The 15,738-nt window shown below is 67.8% G+C and carries 16 protein-coding genes; 13 read left to right on the top strand and 3 right to left on the bottom strand.

The window, feature by feature from the left end; all coding sequences use genetic code 11:
* Positions 1 to 85 precede the first annotated feature (85 nt).
* The 6 genes from AB0C34_RS18360 (at position 86) to AB0C34_RS18335 (ending at position 4,820) form a co-directional block, all read left to right on the top strand.
* On the top strand, positions 86 to 277 hold the full coding sequence (locus tag AB0C34_RS18360) for a PspC domain-containing protein (RefSeq protein ID WP_357073888.1): 192 nt from the start codon (positions 86 to 88) through the stop codon (positions 275 to 277).
* A gap of 103 nt (positions 278 to 380) precedes the next feature.
* Positions 381 to 689, top strand: a complete 309-nt coding sequence (locus AB0C34_RS18355) for a DUF6802 family protein (RefSeq protein WP_357073885.1) — start codon at positions 381 to 383, stop codon at positions 687 to 689.
* 734 nt (positions 690 to 1,423) lie between these two features.
* Complete coding sequence (locus AB0C34_RS18350) at positions 1,424 to 1,753, top strand: DUF3761 domain-containing protein (protein ID WP_357073882.1); 330 nt, start codon at positions 1,424 to 1,426, stop codon at positions 1,751 to 1,753.
* A gap of 560 nt (positions 1,754 to 2,313) precedes the next feature.
* A complete protein-coding gene (locus AB0C34_RS18345) occupies positions 2,314 to 2,694 on the top strand; it encodes a hypothetical protein (protein WP_357073879.1) in 381 nt (126 codons plus the stop codon).
* A 58-nt stretch (positions 2,695 to 2,752) separates the two neighbouring features.
* Positions 2,753 to 4,420, top strand: coding sequence for a hypothetical protein (locus AB0C34_RS18340; RefSeq protein WP_357073876.1), 1,668 nt, complete (start codon positions 2,753 to 2,755; stop codon positions 4,418 to 4,420).
* A 49-nt stretch (positions 4,421 to 4,469) separates the two neighbouring features.
* Positions 4,470 to 4,820 (top strand): hypothetical protein, encoded by a 351-nt coding sequence (locus AB0C34_RS18335; RefSeq protein ID WP_357073874.1) that lies wholly within the window; start codon positions 4,470 to 4,472, stop codon positions 4,818 to 4,820.
* 10 nt (positions 4,821 to 4,830) lie between these two features.
* Here the strand turns inward: AB0C34_RS18335 and AB0C34_RS18330 are convergent, their stop codons facing one another.
* Positions 4,831 to 5,688, bottom strand: coding sequence for a dienelactone hydrolase family protein (locus tag AB0C34_RS18330; RefSeq protein WP_357073871.1), 858 nt, complete (start codon positions 5,686 to 5,688; stop codon positions 4,831 to 4,833).
* A 36-nt stretch (positions 5,689 to 5,724) separates the two neighbouring features.
* On the opposite strand from AB0C34_RS18330, the gene glmS reads away from it, so the two are divergent.
* Entirely contained in the window at positions 5,725 to 7,608 is a 1,884-nt protein-coding gene (gene glmS / locus AB0C34_RS18325) for a glutamine--fructose-6-phosphate transaminase (isomerizing) (RefSeq protein WP_357073869.1), read from the top strand.
* Positions 7,609 to 7,771: 163 nt separating this feature from the next.
* On the opposite strand, the gene AB0C34_RS18320 is transcribed toward glmS, so the two are convergent.
* Complete coding sequence (locus tag AB0C34_RS18320; RefSeq protein WP_357073866.1) at positions 7,772 to 8,968, bottom strand: MFS transporter; 1,197 nt, start codon at positions 8,966 to 8,968, stop codon at positions 7,772 to 7,774.
* A 139-nt stretch (positions 8,969 to 9,107) separates the two neighbouring features.
* On the opposite strand from AB0C34_RS18320, the gene AB0C34_RS18315 reads away from it, so the two are divergent.
* Positions 9,108 to 9,590 carry a MarR family transcriptional regulator gene (locus tag AB0C34_RS18315; RefSeq protein WP_357073863.1) on the top strand — a complete coding sequence of 161 codons (483 nt, stop codon included), beginning with the start codon at positions 9,108 to 9,110 and terminating at the stop codon, positions 9,588 to 9,590.
* A 141-nt stretch (positions 9,591 to 9,731) separates the two neighbouring features.
* On the opposite strand, the gene AB0C34_RS18310 is transcribed toward AB0C34_RS18315, so the two are convergent.
* Positions 9,732 to 10,166: a cupredoxin family copper-binding protein gene (locus AB0C34_RS18310; RefSeq protein WP_357073860.1), complete on the bottom strand. Its 435-nt coding sequence runs from the start codon at positions 10,164 to 10,166 to the stop codon at positions 9,732 to 9,734.
* A 173-nt stretch (positions 10,167 to 10,339) separates the two neighbouring features.
* On the opposite strand from AB0C34_RS18310, the gene AB0C34_RS18305 reads away from it, so the two are divergent.
* The 5 genes from AB0C34_RS18305 to tsaB all read left to right on the top strand — a co-directional run bounded on the left by AB0C34_RS18305 (position 10,340) and on the right by tsaB (position 15,733).
* Entirely contained in the window at positions 10,340 to 11,788 is a 1,449-nt protein-coding gene (locus AB0C34_RS18305) for an NAD(P)H-hydrate dehydratase (protein WP_357073857.1), read from the top strand.
* Between the two features lie 539 nt (positions 11,789 to 12,327).
* Entirely contained in the window at positions 12,328 to 13,428 is a 1,101-nt protein-coding gene (alr, locus tag AB0C34_RS18300) for an alanine racemase (RefSeq protein WP_357074112.1), read from the top strand.
* On the top strand, positions 13,425 to 14,513 hold the full coding sequence (locus AB0C34_RS18295) for an alpha/beta hydrolase (RefSeq protein ID WP_357073854.1): 1,089 nt from the start codon (positions 13,425 to 13,427) through the stop codon (positions 14,511 to 14,513). Before alr ends, AB0C34_RS18295 begins: the two co-directional genes overlap by 4 nt.
* A complete protein-coding gene (gene tsaE / locus AB0C34_RS18290; RefSeq protein WP_357073851.1) occupies positions 14,506 to 14,958 on the top strand; it encodes a tRNA (adenosine(37)-N6)-threonylcarbamoyltransferase complex ATPase subunit type 1 TsaE in 453 nt (150 codons plus the stop codon). The genes AB0C34_RS18295 and tsaE overlap by 8 nt, the downstream gene beginning before the upstream one ends.
* Before the next feature lie 55 nt (positions 14,959 to 15,013).
* Entirely contained in the window at positions 15,014 to 15,733 is a 720-nt protein-coding gene (gene tsaB / locus AB0C34_RS18285; RefSeq protein ID WP_357073848.1) for a tRNA (adenosine(37)-N6)-threonylcarbamoyltransferase complex dimerization subunit type 1 TsaB, read from the top strand.
* Positions 15,734 to 15,738 lie beyond the last annotated feature (5 nt).

Genomic DNA, 15,738 nt, shown 5'->3' with positions numbered 1-15,738 from the left:
CGGTATCGGCCGCCGGACCGATGTCGGGCGCCGCACTGCCCGGCAGAGTGGAGTCCGTAGCGATCACCACCAGAGAGGCAAGACCATGACCGCCCCTACCCGCCGTTTCGCTCGCTCCACCCACGACAAATGGATCGCAGGCGTCTGCGGTGGCATCGCCGAGTACCTGGGCTGGAACGCCAACGTCGTCCGTCTGCTGTTCGTCGTGTCATGTCTGCTGCCCGGACCGCAGTTCATCATTTACCTGGCGTTGTGGTTGCTGATGCCCAAGAAGTGAGCGGGAGGGGCTGCGGCAGGGGTTCATGGGATGTCAGGATGGAGCGATACCGCCTTCGTGGCGGAGCGCACCAGCGCACGAGTCCCGCTGAGGAGGAACCCCTTTGATAACCTCGGGCGAATTCCCGGGCTTGGACCTACCCGGGATCGACGCGTCCTCGTCGCTCGACGACCTGGGTGCGGTCGAGTTGCAGCACCCCACCCAGGACATCGATGGTGACGGCACCCTCGACACCTTCAGTACCACCGGCGCCGACGCGATGAAGGTCTGGACGGACTACGACCACGACGGTATCGCCGACCACGTCAAGATTGTGGAGAAGGACGGCGATTACGCCGCCTGGGAGTTCCACCGCCACCCCGACGGGTCCTCCGAATGGGTCCGCACGGATCAGGGGAAACTCGGCAACTGATGCCAACCGGCGCCCGCGCTGTTCGCCGCGCGTGCGCTGGAGCACGACAATGCCGATCCTGTCGGCCTCCGCGGCCCTCCCGCACGCCCTGACGACTGCGGTCACGCGTTGTTGATCTCGGTGACGCGACTCATGTCTGCGCACCGGTCCCGCGCCTGCGGCCAGACATAACCGGACAGGTGCATAGGGTCGCTGAGACAACAACGCAGGGTTCTTCCTCCAACGGATGGGGACAGGAATTGATGAGGCGACCCGCGCCCAGGCAACCGACATGTGGCTCGATCGGATAACGCTGGCAAACTCCTCAGTCGACACCGATGCGGCCCTCAGCATGTACCGCACGATGGAACACTGGAGAGAAGTGACGATGTGCGCCGAGATCATGCCCCGCGTCGTATCCGCCGACCCGGGCCGCTTCGAGGGCTGGGGTAGGCTATTACGACACGCGCCTGTCCCGGAACCACGAACCCTGGCTCGACATCCCGAAGGATGAACTGCGTACTTTGTCGCGCGAATGGGTCGAATAATTTTGCACGAGTAATGATTCCGCACACCTGACCACGCTGCGGTGCGCGGCAGCGCAGCGCACGGTGGGCTCGATACCGGTCCGTTTGTTACACACCGTCCCCCTATTCGACACGGAATGCGGATAACCGGGAGAGGTACCGCGCTAGTTTCGGCTCCTGCGCCGGAGCCCGTTCCGGCCGAGAGTCGTGCCACCGTAGGGAGTCACCATGAACAGCGACACAGGCCGCCCGCATGGCGTTACCGGAATGCACAGGCAGCCGACCCGCCGGGTGGCACTCGCGGTGTGGTTGTTCGTCACCGCCGTGGGTCTGGCCGCAGCGCCGCAAGTCGCCGCGGCCCCAACCCTGATTGCCTGCGGAACAGGCGAATACGAGAACGCCGACCACGACTGTGTCCGGCGCCCGCGGCAGGCTCCGACTGCCCCCGATGGGGCAACTGCGCAGTGCACCGACGGCACCTACAGTTCGAGCCGACACCGTTCGGGTACGTGCTCGCACCATGGCGGTGTTGCGCGCTGGCTGGTCGCCTTGCCGTAACCAGCGGCAGTCTCCGACCTGGTTCGGGGCCGGACCTATCCGGATACCGTTGTAGCGGCTGGGCATGACCACTGGATACCCACATGCTGCAACGCGGAGCCGAACACCGTGCCATCCGGTTTCGTCCGAGCGTAGATATCCCGCGGCCGGCCGCAATCCGAGAACGTCGACAAGGCCGACGCCAGAGGACGAGGGGATTCGATCAGCATCCACTGCAGTCCTCGCGCACTGCGCCGCGGCCTCGTCGGCACGGCTCGCGACACTGTATCCGGTGTCGGGCAAAACCAAGGACGCGGCAAAACAACCCGCACCGTCCCGGTGCTGGTCAAGTTTCCGGCGCCCAGTCCAACCACCTTTCGAGCACAGTCGAATGGTGGTTATCAAGGGGTAGAACAGCAGCCATAACACTGCGTTCAGCAACACTGTGCTCAGCGAGCAGCCGGGACGTCAGCACTAGCAACGTATTTGGGCGAGGCGCTAGCGTGAACAGGGGTTTCTCGGGACACCGAATCGACCGGAAGTCGGGGAACCGAATGTCGGTGGATTGCGTCGAAGGAAGTATGGCGGCAGTCGGCGCGATTCGGGTTCGGCGCCCGGCGGGTCGACGCTACGAGGACGGAGGGGTGTTCATGGGTGGGTCGGAGACGTTCGGGGTTCGGACGGGGGAACTCGGTGCGCTGGGCAGCGATTATCGGAGATCGGCGAATACGGTTCGAGGCCAGGCCCAACTGATTGCCGAGCAGGTGTTCGGCGAGGGCGGCGGGGCGGGCAGAAACTATGCGTTGCAAGGCATCGCAGTGCATCAGGGGTTGCAGCGCATCAGCGCGTGGTTGGCGAGATGGAGCGACGCCACCACCGCGACCGCCGATGCGCTCGGTGCGGCGGTCGTGGCCTATGCGGAGACCGATCAGCAGCGCGCGGCAGAGACGAACACGAGGTGAGACCGCCGAATGACCGCTGTGTGCACTGACGACACCAGACCTTCGAGGAGTCGAGATCATGTCCGTTGCCTGGCAGAGTAAGTCGATCGACGCCATCTTGGACGAGGGCAGCTACGGGCTGCAGTACTGGATACGGTTCATGCCGCTGTACGAGGCTGCGTTCGGCGGTAACGGCGGCCGGGGAGATCTCGGCGTACTGCTGGCACGGTATGACGAGCAACGCGGTATGCGGGTGGACGAGCTGGAGCAGGCGGGCTCGGTGTTGAAAACCGCACTGGCCGAGGTGGATAGACAGTGGGAGGAGCAACGGAGCCACACCGGTCGGTTGCCCGCCCTGTGGCAGGGGACGGCGGCCACCGCGGCGCTCGATATGCTCAGCAAACAATCCGTCTTGGCCGACGAGGATCGGCAGCACACGCGGGCGGCGTGGCAGACGATCGATCCGATGGCGAACGCGCTGCGGCAGTCGGTCAACGCGAAAGCCGAGGCCACCTTGGGGCTATTAGCGGATTCGGGGAATGGCAGCAAGGCCGTGCAGATCGACGGCAAGAGCCCGGAAGATGTGAAAGTCATTGTCGAGGTGCACAATGCGCACGAGTGGATCAGCGGGGACCAGGTGCGCGACCTCACCCGGATCTTCCCCGCACTCGCCGTGCCCAGCTACCAGACCAACGGCAAGCAGAAACTGACCGGTGTATACGGCGAAAAGATCCGCAAGACCGTCAGTGATTGGCTGCAGAATCCCTTCAAGCGGGATTTCGATGACAAACTGACGCGCTTCATCGACGCATGCACACAAACCGATGACCACATCAAGCTCCAGTATCAGAATCTGGCTGGCGCTTTGGCCGCGGTGCCCGACCATGCCTACCCATGCCCGGCAGGGCCGTCGAAACCGTCGTCGGGCGAGTCGGACAATAAGGGACAACCCGTTTCCCCCGTGTCTCCCGGCTCGCCGTCCCCTACGTCGCCTGGCTCGCCTGGCTCGCCGTCGACTTCTCCACTCTCGACCGACGCCGCGCCCAGCACAGCCCCGGCAAGCACACCGACTACGCCGACCGAGCCGAGTATTCCGGCAACGCTCCCCCCCAAGTTGCCGTCGCTGGACGGCCTGGCCGCACTCGATCAGTTGGCGAAGCAATTGTCACCGGTGGCAACGGGTCTCGCCCAAGCCGTCGACCAAGGCGTCACCGCACTGAGCGGAGTCGTCAAAGAGGGAATCGACGCCGCGATCGAAAAGCTCGGAGCGAATATCGATCCGCCGAATGCCGACCCAGACGGCGTGGAGGCGAATAACGAAGAGAAGGCGGCCGGCAGTTCGCCGACGGCGGAGTTCGATATCGCCGGAAAGCATGTGAAGTTCGCGATGGGGCCGGACGGCCGAGTGACACTGGTGCTGTCCGACGCGGCGGGCGAGCGGCAGGAGTTCGATCTGGGACTGGACGAGAATGGAATGCCGGTCATCTCGATGAGGGAATCGCAAGAGCCCGCGCCGGCTGCCGATCCCCCGGCGCCAGAAACGCCGGAGAAAGACGAGCCGGTCGACAACGCGCCGGTCCCCGATTCGAACACCGGCCGGCCGGAAGCGCCGGCGGGAACTCCGCCGAGCACGCGACGCGAAGACGAGGGCGAGCATTGGCCGAAGGCCATACCGGAGCAGGACGACCCGGAACCCGTGCCCCCGGTGGACAGTGGTGCGGAACTGGCCGAGGCAGGACCGCTATGAGCCGGGGTGCCACCGGTGTGGCGCCACACCACGAGCGAGGCGATGCCGCATGGTGAACTACGCCGAGGAGGCGCGGCGACTCGCCGAGGAGAGCCAGCGACGGATGACGATCCTGCTCGACGAACTTCAGGAGATCAACGAGCGGTCGACGGCGAGTGGGCGCGAATTCGCCGACAACCTGGCGGCCGACATGGACCGCTTCAGGCAGGAACATGCCGGCGATTCGGCGGACTCTCGTGCCGAGGACGAGGCGACCGAGCGGCTGGCAGCCGAGGCGCGCGAACACCGCGAAGCCATTGCGCGGTCGATGACCGCCCGCAAGGCGAACCAGTCGGTTGCGCCGGTCGACGACGAGGACGAAGAGGCGAAGTTCTATCAGCGCGAAAGTTGGCTGATCTGACCTGCCTTCATCACCGCCGGAGCAACGCGGCCAACTGACCGACCTTCAGCTTCGGCGGTTTCTCCTCGTGGGGAGCGTCGGGGTCGATGACCTCGGTGTGCGGAATGGTCGCTTCGGGATCGGCGAAAGCCCGGTAGGTCTTGTCACCAGCCAGCGTGGCGAGCAAGTAGCCGGCGAGCAACGCGCGGGTTCTGCGGGCAGTCTTCGGCTCGTGTTTGGCCACGCCGACTGCGGCGAGTAGGCGGCGCCCCTCGATGATGCCGTTCTGCGAGGCCTCGTCGATGGCGCGCAGGATCACCCCGCCGCCCCAGGAGCTGGCCAGCGGGATGGCGTTGGAACTGACCGACGTGATGTCGGTGGCGCCGGCCAGGATGAGCGCCGGAATGTCGAGGTTGGATGCGAGACCTTCGGCGGCTGGCGCTGTCGGCGCGGGGAACAGCGCCGCGACGGCCGCGACCTGACGCCGGCTCGCGGAGATGACGGCGGCGCCCGCGCCCATGCCGTGCCCGACCAAAGCGAGGCGTTCGGGGTGCACGCTGATCGTGCCGTCGCCGAGGCGGACCCCGGTGCAGATGTCGAGGGTGGTGAGCAGGTCGGTGGCCAGGTCGAGATGTGACGGGATCGGCCCGCGCTCGGTATCCGGGGCCGCGGCCACAATTCCCCAGGAAGCGAGGTGTTCGAGCAGGTCACGGTAGTGGTGTGCGCCGGTCAGCCAGCCGTGTCCGAACGCGACGGCGGGCAGGTTCAGCCCGGACTCGGGGGTGAACACCACCCCTGGCTGGCCGGCGACGGCCAGGTTGCCGCGCAGTACCCGATGCGGGCCACGGCTGGTCAGGGTGCTCAGTAGCGATTTCACGGACGCCGACACGACGAGAACGTTATCCGATAAGTAGTGTGGTGAGCCATGTGCGGAATCGTGGGGTACGTCGGGTACCGAGACGCGCTCGGCGTCGTCGTTGACGCGTTGCGCCGCATGGAATATCGCGGCTACGACTCCGCGGGCGTGGCCATCCTGGATGGCGCGGGCGCGCTCGCGGTGGAACGTAAAGCAGGTCGACTGGCCAATTTGGAAGCCGAGCTGTCGGAAGCCGAGGCCGACCGCTTTGTCGGCACCACCGGCATGGGGCACACCCGCTGGGCGACGCACGGCGCGCCGACCGATCGCAACGCGCACCCGCACTGCGACGACAGCGGCAAGGTCGCGGTGGTGCACAACGGCATCATCGAGAACTTCGCCCCGCTACGGCGCGAACTGGAGGGTGCCGGGGTCGAGTTGCGCAGCGACACCGATACCGAGGTCGCCGTGCACCTGGTGGCCCGCGCCTATGCCGCGGGGCCGACCGAGGGCGACTTCGCGGCAAGCGCGTTGGCTGTGCTGCGGCGGCTGGAGGGTGCGTTCACCCTGGTCTTCACGCATGCGGACCACCCAGGCACGATTGTGGCCGCGCGGCGCTCCACTCCGCTGGTGGTGGGGGTCGGCAAAGGCGAGATGTTCATCGCCTCCGACGTCACGGCCTTCATCGAGCACACTCGCGAGGCAGTCGAGCTCGGCCAGGACCAGGCCGTGGTGATCACCTCGGACAGCTACCAGGTCACCGACTTCGCGGGCGCCGACGCGAGCACGCGGACCCGCCCGTTCACCATCGACTGGGATTTGGCCGCCGCCGAGAAGGGCGGTCACGACTACTTCATGCTCAAGGAGATCGAAGAGCAGCCCACTGCCGTCGCCGACACCCTGATCGGGCATTTCAGCACCGACCAGGAGGGTTCGGGCCGAATCGTGCTGGACGAGCAGCGCCTTGCCGACCAGGAGCTGCGCGACTTCGACAAGGTGTTCGTCGTCGCCTGCGGCAGTGCCTACCACTCCGGTCTGCTCGCCAAATATGCGATCGAGCACTGGACCAGGCTGCCCGTCGAAGTCGAACTGGCGAGTGAATTCCGTTACCGCGACCCGGTTCTGGACCGCTCCACCCTGGTGGTGGCGATCTCCCAGTCCGGCGAGACCGCCGACACGCTGGAGGCGGTGCGGCACGCCAAGGAGCAGAAGGCGCGCGTCCTGGCGATCTGCAACACCAACGGCGCGCAGATTCCCCGCGAGTCCGACGCAGTGCTCTACACCAGGGCCGGGCCGGAGATCGGTGTCGCCTCCACCAAGGCGTTCCTGGCGCAGGTCACCGCGAATTACCTGGTCGGGCTGGCCTTGGCGCAGGCACGCGGCACCAAGTACCCAGACGAGGTTGCCCGTGAGTTCGCCGAACTCGAGGCGATGCCGCGACTGGTGGAGCGGGTGCTGGAGACGGCGCCGCAGGTGCGCGCCATCGCACGCGAGCTGGCGCACGTGCCGACCGTACTGTTCCTCGGCCGGCACGTCGGCTACCCGGTGGCGCTGGAAGGTGCACTCAAGCTGAAGGAACTCGCTTACATGCACGCCGAGGGCTTCGCGGCGGGTGAGCTCAAGCACGGACCGATCGCACTGATCGAGGACGGGCTGCCGGTGATCGTGGTGATGCCCTCCCCGAAGGGCCGTACCGTGCTGCACTCCAAGCTGCTGAGCAATATCCGCGAGATCCAGGCCCGTGGTGCGCGCACGATCGTGATCGCCGAGGAAGACGACGACACGGTCCGCCCATTCGCCGACGATCTCATCGAAATCCCCACGGCCCCAACCCTGTTCCAGCCCCTGCTGTCGACGGTCCCACTCCAGATCTTCGCCGCCGAGGTGGCCCAGGCTCGCGGCTACGACGTGGACAAACCCCGTAACCTGGCGAAGTCCGTCACAGTCGAGTAACTTGCCCGAGCAGCCGCGAATTCCGGTGTTCCGCGGCCGCTGCTCGGCCACACCTGGCTGTGGCCGAGCGTGTGAACAACTCTCGGCGGGGTGTCGGTCTCGCGTCGTGGGTGAGTGAGTTGTGGCCTCGGCGGGAGTTGGATCATCTCCGACGCCGGGACGACTATGAGCGTGCGGCGGCCACGGGTTCGGCGCGGGTGGCCGACTCGATCGTCGTGGCACGGCGTTCGAGGGTCCCGGAGAGAATGGCGAGGGCCAACGCGACCACGACCAGGGCGACGCCGACCCAGTTGGGGGAGGTGTACCCGAAGCCCGCGGCGATGACCAGGCCACCGAGCCAGGCGGCCACGGCGTTGCCGAGGTTGAAGGCGCCGATGTTGACGGCCGAGGCCAGCGTGGGCGCGCCGGCCGCCTGATCGAGCACGCGCTTCTGCAGTGGCGGGACGGTGGCGAAGCCGAGCGCGCCGATCAGGACGATCGTGATCGCGGCGGCGAACTTGTTGTGTGCGGTGACGGTGAACAGCGCGAGCACGATCGCGAGTCCGCCGAGGGTGAGGTAGAGCATCGGCATCAGGTGACGGTCGGCGAACTTGCCGCCGATCAGGTTTCCCGCGAAGAAGCCGAGACCGAACAGGACGAGCAGCCAGGTGACCGAGCTGTCCGCGTACCCGGTGACTTCGGTCATCATCGGTGCGAGGTAGGTGATCGCGGCGAACACGCCGCCGAAGCCGAGCACGGTCATGGCCATCGCGAGCAGCACCTGCGGGTTGCGGAACACCGCGAGTTCGCTGCGCAACCGGGCGTTCGGCGGTGCGGGCTGCTCTGGCACCAGCATGGTGACGCCGAGTAGGCCGATCAAGCCGACCAACGCCACGAACAGAAAGGTCAGCCGCCAGCCGAAGTGCTGGCCGAGCAGCGTCCCCAATGGCACGCCGACCATGGTGGCGACGGTGAGTCCGGTGAACATGATCGCGATCGCGCCGGCCCGCCGATCGGGGCCGACCACGTGGCCGGCGACCACCGCGCCGATGCCGAAGAACGCGCCGTGTGCCAGTGACGCCACGATCCGGCCGGTCAGCATCATCTCGAAGGCCGGCGCCATGGCGGACAGCACGTTGCCCGCGACGAGTAGCGCCAGCATGCCGACCAGCATGCGCTTGCGCGATACCCGGGTGCCGAGCCCGGTCATCAGCGGCGCGCCCGCCACGACGCCGAGCGCGTACCCGGTGACCAGCAGTCCCGCGGTGGGGATGGACACCGCGTAGGTGTCGGCGATGTCGGGCAGCAACCCGACGACGACGAATTCGGTAGTCCCGATTCCGAATGCCCCCAGGGTGAGGGCAAGTAGTGCGAGGGGCATGAGGGGAGCCTCCACATAGAATTGTGCGCGAGCGTTACAGGCGTTGACAATAATTGCAGACGCGTTATAACCGCAAGCGCGGGCTATTGTGAAACTCATCTATCCTGGAGGGAAGATCTTCCGACACCAAAGGAACGCCATGACCGCGGATGCCGCCCTGACCGGTTTGGCCGATGGCTGGTACGCACTGTCACTGCTGCACGACCGGATCGAGGCACACATCGAACGAGCGCTGCAATCCGGCCACGGCCTGAGCGTGCGCGAGTACTCGCTGCTGGTGGTCCTCAGCCGTCAGCATGACGGGCCAGGTGGGCACCTCCGGATGAATCAGGTCGCCGACGCCGTGGTGCTGAGCCAGAGCGCCACCACCCGCCTGGTCTCCCGGCTCGAAGACCGTGGCCTGCTCGAGCGCTACCTGTGCCAGGACGACCGTCGCGGTATCTACACCGATGTGACCCCGATCGGGCTCACCCTGCTCGAACAGGCGCGCCCCACCCACGACGATGCCCTCGCGGGTGCCCTCGGACAGGCCGCCGCCGACTCCGAGTTGGCTCCCCTTGTCGCCGCCATCGAGGCACTGAACACCCGCGGGATGCGAACCTGCGAGTACCGCCCGGTCTGATACAGCGCGCGGCGCCGTCGTCTCGGAGGTGTGCGGATCTCCCGTGCCAGCTGTACGGCCGCTCGGCTACTCGCGGCGGACAACTGGCGAATCACCCCGACCAGGATCGGCCGACTCGGTGCTATTCGGTGCCATTCGGCGCTATTCGGCGCTATTCACGGTGACCGACCCGCGCATCTCCGGATGCAGCGAGCAGAGGTAGCGGAAGGTGCCCGGGGTGGTGAAGGTGTAACTCCACTGGCCCCTGTCGAAGATCGGGCTGTTGATGCCCATCGCCTTGTCACCGATGCCCTGCACGGTGTGTGGGACCTTGTCGTCGAACTTCCAGGTGACCGTGTCGCCAATCTTCACCGTGACCTCGGCGGGGGTGAACTTCATGTGGTCGACCGTGACGGTCGCGGCGGAGTTCCGCGCGCCTGCCGGCGGGGATGTCGTGGCGACCGGAGGTGGGCGTTTGTTCGTGGTCGTCGCGTCCGTGCCGGAATTGTCCGCACCGCATCCGGACAACAACAGCGCACCGATGGCGAAACCCGTGACGACCCAGGTCGGCCTTGCGCGGCGGTGGGCGATCGACATGCCCGCCAAGCGTAGTCTGCCGCTGTGGCGAGCCGACTCGGTGGCGCAGGCACTACGGACGGGCGGCCGTCGACCGGACGGCGCGGATCGAGATCGACGCAGTGCCCGTACCGGCGGTCGGCTCATATCGACCGATCTGCTCGGCGCGGGCAAGACCGACGGAGGGAGCAGCAATGTCCACGCAGCGGGGCTATTTCACCGCCGACGAGGTGCGCACGGCCGAAGCCGAGCTGTTCACCCGTGTTCCGGATGGTGTCCCCATGCGACGCGCGGCATACGGTCTGGCCACCGTCGTGGCGGCGGAACTGCGGGCGCGCACCGGCGGTATCGCGGGACGTGCGGTGACGCTACTGGTCGGGTCCGGCGACAACGGCGGCGATGCGCTGTGGGCCGGTTCGATGCTGCGCCGCCGGGGTGTCGCGGTCACCGCCGTGCTGTTGAACCCGGAGCGGGCGCACGCGAAAGGACTTGCCGCACTGTGCTCAACCGGCGGCCGGGTCGGGGACGAGGTCGGTGATCCCGATGTGGTGATCGACGGCATCGTCGGCATCTCGGGCCGCGGTCCGTTGCGGCCGCGCGCCGCGGAACTCGTTGCGGCGCTGGACGCACCGATCGTCGCGGCCGACTTGCCCAGTGGCGTCGACCCGGACACCGGAGCGATCGAAGGCCCGGCCGTCCGCGCGGCGGTCACGGTCGCCTTCGGCGCCTACAAACCCGTGCACGCTCTCGCCGCGCCGCACTGCGGCCGAATCGAGCTGGTCCCCATCGGATTACGGCTTCCGGAGCCGAATCTCGCCGCGCTGGAGTACGCGTCGATCGGCGCCGCGTGGCCGGTCCCCGGGCCCGCCGACAACAAGTACACCCAGGGCGTCACCGGCGTCTGCGCGGGCAGCGCGACCTATCCGGGTGCGGCGGTGCTGTGCACGGGCGCCGCGGTCACCGCGACATCGGGCATGGTGCGATACGCCGGCACCGGAGCGGACGAGGTACTGCGGCACTGCCCGGAAGTCATCGCCACCCAGCGGGTTTCCGAGGCGGGTCGGGTCCAGTCCTGGATCGTCGGTCCCGGCGCGGGCACCGACGCCGACGCCCGAGAGCGTTTGGCCTACCTGCTGTCCACCGATCTCCCGGTTGTCGTCGACGCCGACGGTTTGACGCTGCTGGCCGCCGAGCCAGCGTTGGTTCGCGCGCGCACGGCCCCGACAGTCCTGACGCCGCACGCGGGCGAGTTCGCTCGCCTCACCGGTCACGACGTCGGCGCGGACCGGGTGGCCGCGGTGCGCGATCTGGCCGAAGCGTGGCGGGTCACCGTCCTGCTGAAGGGCCGTGCCACGCTGGTCGCCGCACCGGGCGGCCCCGTCCTGGTCAATGAGGCAGGTGGGTCCTGGGCCGCCACCGCTGGCGCCGGAGACGTGCTCTCGGGCATAATCGGGGCCCTGCTCGCCGCCGGCCGAGACCCGGCGTGGTCCGCCGCGGCCGCGGCGCGCGCCCACTCGCTGGCCGCCAACCTCGCCGCCACCGCGGACCACTCGGTCGGCGCCCCCATCTCGGCTCTACCGCTGCTCAACCACCTCCGCCCCGCCATCCGTATCCTGCGTGCCCTCGCCCATCCACAATCGTGAGCCGGGTCACTCCATCCGATCGAACTGACCGCCGCCGATCGAACTGACCGCCGCCGATCGAACTGACCGCCGCGACACCCCGGCGATCTCCCTCCGCGCACCCGGCCCCGGGACCAGCCCAGCAACCCACTCCAGCACGCCCATACACTCGACGGAAACCAACGCAACAACTGATTCCGAAAGCACATGGGTAACTCGTCGGGTACCCGCGTAACTGAAGCGGGGTCGACGCAGGACCTGTCGAAGAATCTCGCGTCTGTCGACTGGTATGGCCTGAAGATCCGGAGAGGCGGGGGAGCACATGGGTAACTCGTCGGGTACGCGCGTAACTGAAGCGGGGTCGACGCAGGACCTGTCGAAGAATCTCGTGTCTGTCGACTGGTATGGCCTGAAGACCCGGAGAGGCGGGGGAGCACATGGGTAACTCGTCGGGTACGCGCGTAACCGAAGCGGGGTCGACGCAGGACGGGTCCGAAAATCCGGTGTCGTCCGATCGGTGCGGCCCCGACAGCCGCAGCGGCGGGGGAGCGCAGGTGGAGATGGTCGTCGACCTGGATGCCATCGCGCACAACGTGCGGATCCTCCGTGAGCACGCCGGCGGCGCCGCGGTGATGGCGGTGGTGAAGGCGGACGGCTACAACCATGGCGCGGTCGAGGTGGCGCGCGCGGCATTGGCGGCGGGGGCGGCCGAACTGGCTGTCACCACGGTGGCGGAGGCGGTGCAGTTGCGTACGGCGGGGATCACTGCGCCGATCCTGTGTTGGCTCAACAACTCCGACGCGGATTTCACGGCCGCGGTCGCCGCCGATATCGAGATCGGCGTCGCTTCACCAGCCCATCTGCGGGCGGTCGCCGCGGCGGCCCGCAGTACCGGCCGCACCGCGACGGTCAGTGTCAAGGTCGACACCGGCCTGAACCGAAACGGTGTGTCGCAGATCGAATACCCGCGGGTGCTGACGGCCCTGCGCACTTTGGTCGACGAGCAGGCGGTGCGTTTCCGCGCGATCTTCTCCCATCTCGCGCATGCCGACGAGCCGGGGCACCACAACACCGACGTGCAGCGCGACCGGTTTCTCACAGCGATCGCGGCGGCCAAGGAGCATGGATTGGCGCCCGAGTTGGTGCATCTCGCCAACTCGGCCGCCACCCTCACTCGTCCTGACCTGGCATTCGACCTGGTGCGTCCGGGTATCGCGATGTACGGCCTTTCCCCGATACCCGACCTCGGCGACTTCGGTCTCCGCCCGGCGATGACCTTTCAGGCCCGGGTGGCCCTGCTCAAGCGGGTCGAGGCGGGGGAAGGCGTTTCGTATGGGCACCAGTGGATCGCGCCGTACGACACCACCGTGGCGCTGATCCCCGCTGGCTACGCCGACGGCGTGTTCCGACCCTTGAGCGGCCGTTTCGATGTATGGCTCGGTGGCGCCCGCCGCAGAAACGTCGGCCGGGTGTGCATGGACCAGTTCGTCGTCGATCTCGGCGACAACGCCGCGGGTGTCCAGGAAGGCGACATCGCGGTCCTGTTCGGCGCCGAACCGCACGCCCAGGAGTGGGCGGACCTGCTCGGCACCATCCACTACGAGGTGGTGACCTCGCCGCGCGGCCGGGTCGCTCGACGCTTCGTCGGTGGTGTCCGGTGAGACGTCCGCGGGTCACCGTGGTGCGTGGCGGGCTGGCCACGGTCGGTGTAGTCGCCGCGATGGCCGGTGTACACGCGTTGCGCCACGTCGGGTCGCGCGTGCTGTGGCCCGCACGCGGCGACGACTATCGCGACGAGAATTTCGCTCTCATCGACCAGGACCGCCCCGGCACGGTGCTCGCCGAGGACGGCGTTCGCCTGGCCACCCGCGAATGCGGTCCGGCGGACGCGCCGGTGACGGTGGTCTTCGTACACGGCTTCTGCAACAGCATGGGATCTTTCCACTTCCAGCGCCGTGACCTGGAGAAGCGCTGGGGAGCACGAGTGCGCATGGTGCTGTTCGATCTGCGCGGGCACGGACGCTCGGACACGCCCGACTCCGCGAGCTGCACCATCGCGCAACTCGGGCGTGACCTCGTCACCGTGCTGGAGTCCGTCGCGGCGACCGGGCCTGTCGTGCTGGTCGGGCATTCGCTGGGCGGGATGGCGGTGCTCGCCGCGGCCGCCCGGTTTCCGGAGTTGTTCGCGGCCAGGGTGATCGGGATCGCACTACTGTCGACCGCCGCCGCCGAGGTCGCCACGACGGGCATCGGCCAGCTATTGCGCAATCCGGCGATCGACGGTTTCCGGCTTGCCGTGCGTACCGCGCCCGCGCTGGTGCAGGCTGGCCGCGTGACCGCGCGCCGCGTGATCACGCCATTCCTGCATGTCAGCTCGTTCCACGGCCAGGTCAGCCCGACCTTGTCGCGCTTCACGACGATGATGATCGATCGAACCCCGGTCGAGACCGTCGTCAAGTTCCTCGAAGCGATCGAGCTGCACGACGAGTCGGCGGCCCTGCCCGGCTTGGCGGACACGCCGGTCCTGGTGCTCGGCGGGGTGCACGATCTGGTCATTCCCTGGCGCAATTCCCGCGCGCTCGCCGCCGCGTTGCCGAACAGCGAACTCGTTCGGCTGGCACACGCGGCGCACATGCCGCATCTGCAGTTCCCGGATATCGTGAACGCCGCACTGGACCGGTTGCTCGTGCGGGCCGGTGTGATCGGATCACCGCCGCGGAACGATTCGGAGGTGGCCGATGGCTGAACCGCGGCAACGGATTCTGCCCACAGTCGCCGACACCGAGGCGCTCGGCCGCGAACTCGCGGCAGATCTGCGCGCCGGCGACCTGGTGGTGCTGGACGGCCCGCTCGGCGCCGGCAAGACCGCGCTCACCCGTGGCATCGCCGCGGGCCTCGGCGTGCAGGGCCGGGTCAGCTCGCCGACATTCATCATCGCCCGCCAGCACCGCGCCGGCCGACGTGCGGGCGCGCCGGCGGTGCCGATGGTGCATGTCGACGCCTATCGGCTCGGCGGCGACCTGGATGAACTCGACGCGCTGGATCTGGACACAGATCTGCATCAGGCTGTGGTCGTGGTGGAGTGGGGCCGCGGGGTGGTGGAACACCTCGCGGATCGGCACCTGCGCGTGCGGCTGTCGCGCGAACCGGATTCGGACGTGCGCACCGCGATCTGGGAATGGGTGCACTGACCACCCGGTAGCTCTGCGCCGGCCGCAGCTACCAAGCGGTATCGTTGAGCCAATCATGCTTGTACTAGCCGTCGACACCGCGACACCCGCCGTGACAGCGGGACTGGTGGAACTGGAGCAGGGAGTTGACGCGGCTACTCCGGTCCGCATGCGCACCGTCGCCTCCCGGGTGCGGGTGGACCCCCGCGCGCATGCGGAGGTGCTCACTCCGCAGATCCTCGAATGCCTTACCGAGGCAGGTTGTTCCAGAACCGACATCGCCGCGCTCGTGGTCGGTGTCGGTCCCGGCCCGTTCACCGGCCTTCGGGTCGGCATGGCGACCGCGGCCGCGTTCGGTGACGCACTCGGCATCCCGGTCTACGGCGTCTGTAGTCTCGACGCGATCGCCGCGGACGCCGCGCTCGATCCGGCGCTGCGGCCCGCGTCGGCCGAACTCCGGCCGGCCGGCGAGCTACTCGTGGTGACCGACGCCCGCAGGCGCGAGGTGTACTGGGCGCGGTATCGCGACGGCGTGCGCATCGCGGGTCCAGAGGTGTGCAAACCCGCCGATCTGGACGCGGGGCAGGCCACGGCGATCGCCGGATCCGCCTCGCACGTCGACTTCTTCGATCTTCCCGTGCTTCCGGCCGAGACGCCCGCACCCGCCGGTCTGGTACGTGTCGCGGCAGTCGACGTGTGCGCACGTGCGGTCCCCGACCCGTTGGTCCCGCTGTACCTGCGCAGGCCGGACGCCGTGGAGAAGGCCTATCGCACCCTCGACCGGACGAGAGCGTGATGCCG

The sequence above is a fragment of the Nocardia sp. NPDC049220 genome, assembly GCF_040647855.1.
Lineage (GTDB): Bacteria > Actinomycetota > Actinomycetes > Mycobacteriales > Mycobacteriaceae > Nocardia.
The sequence above is the reverse complement of the archived record's forward strand: the minus strand, read 5'-3'. Positions and strand labels throughout refer to the sequence as shown.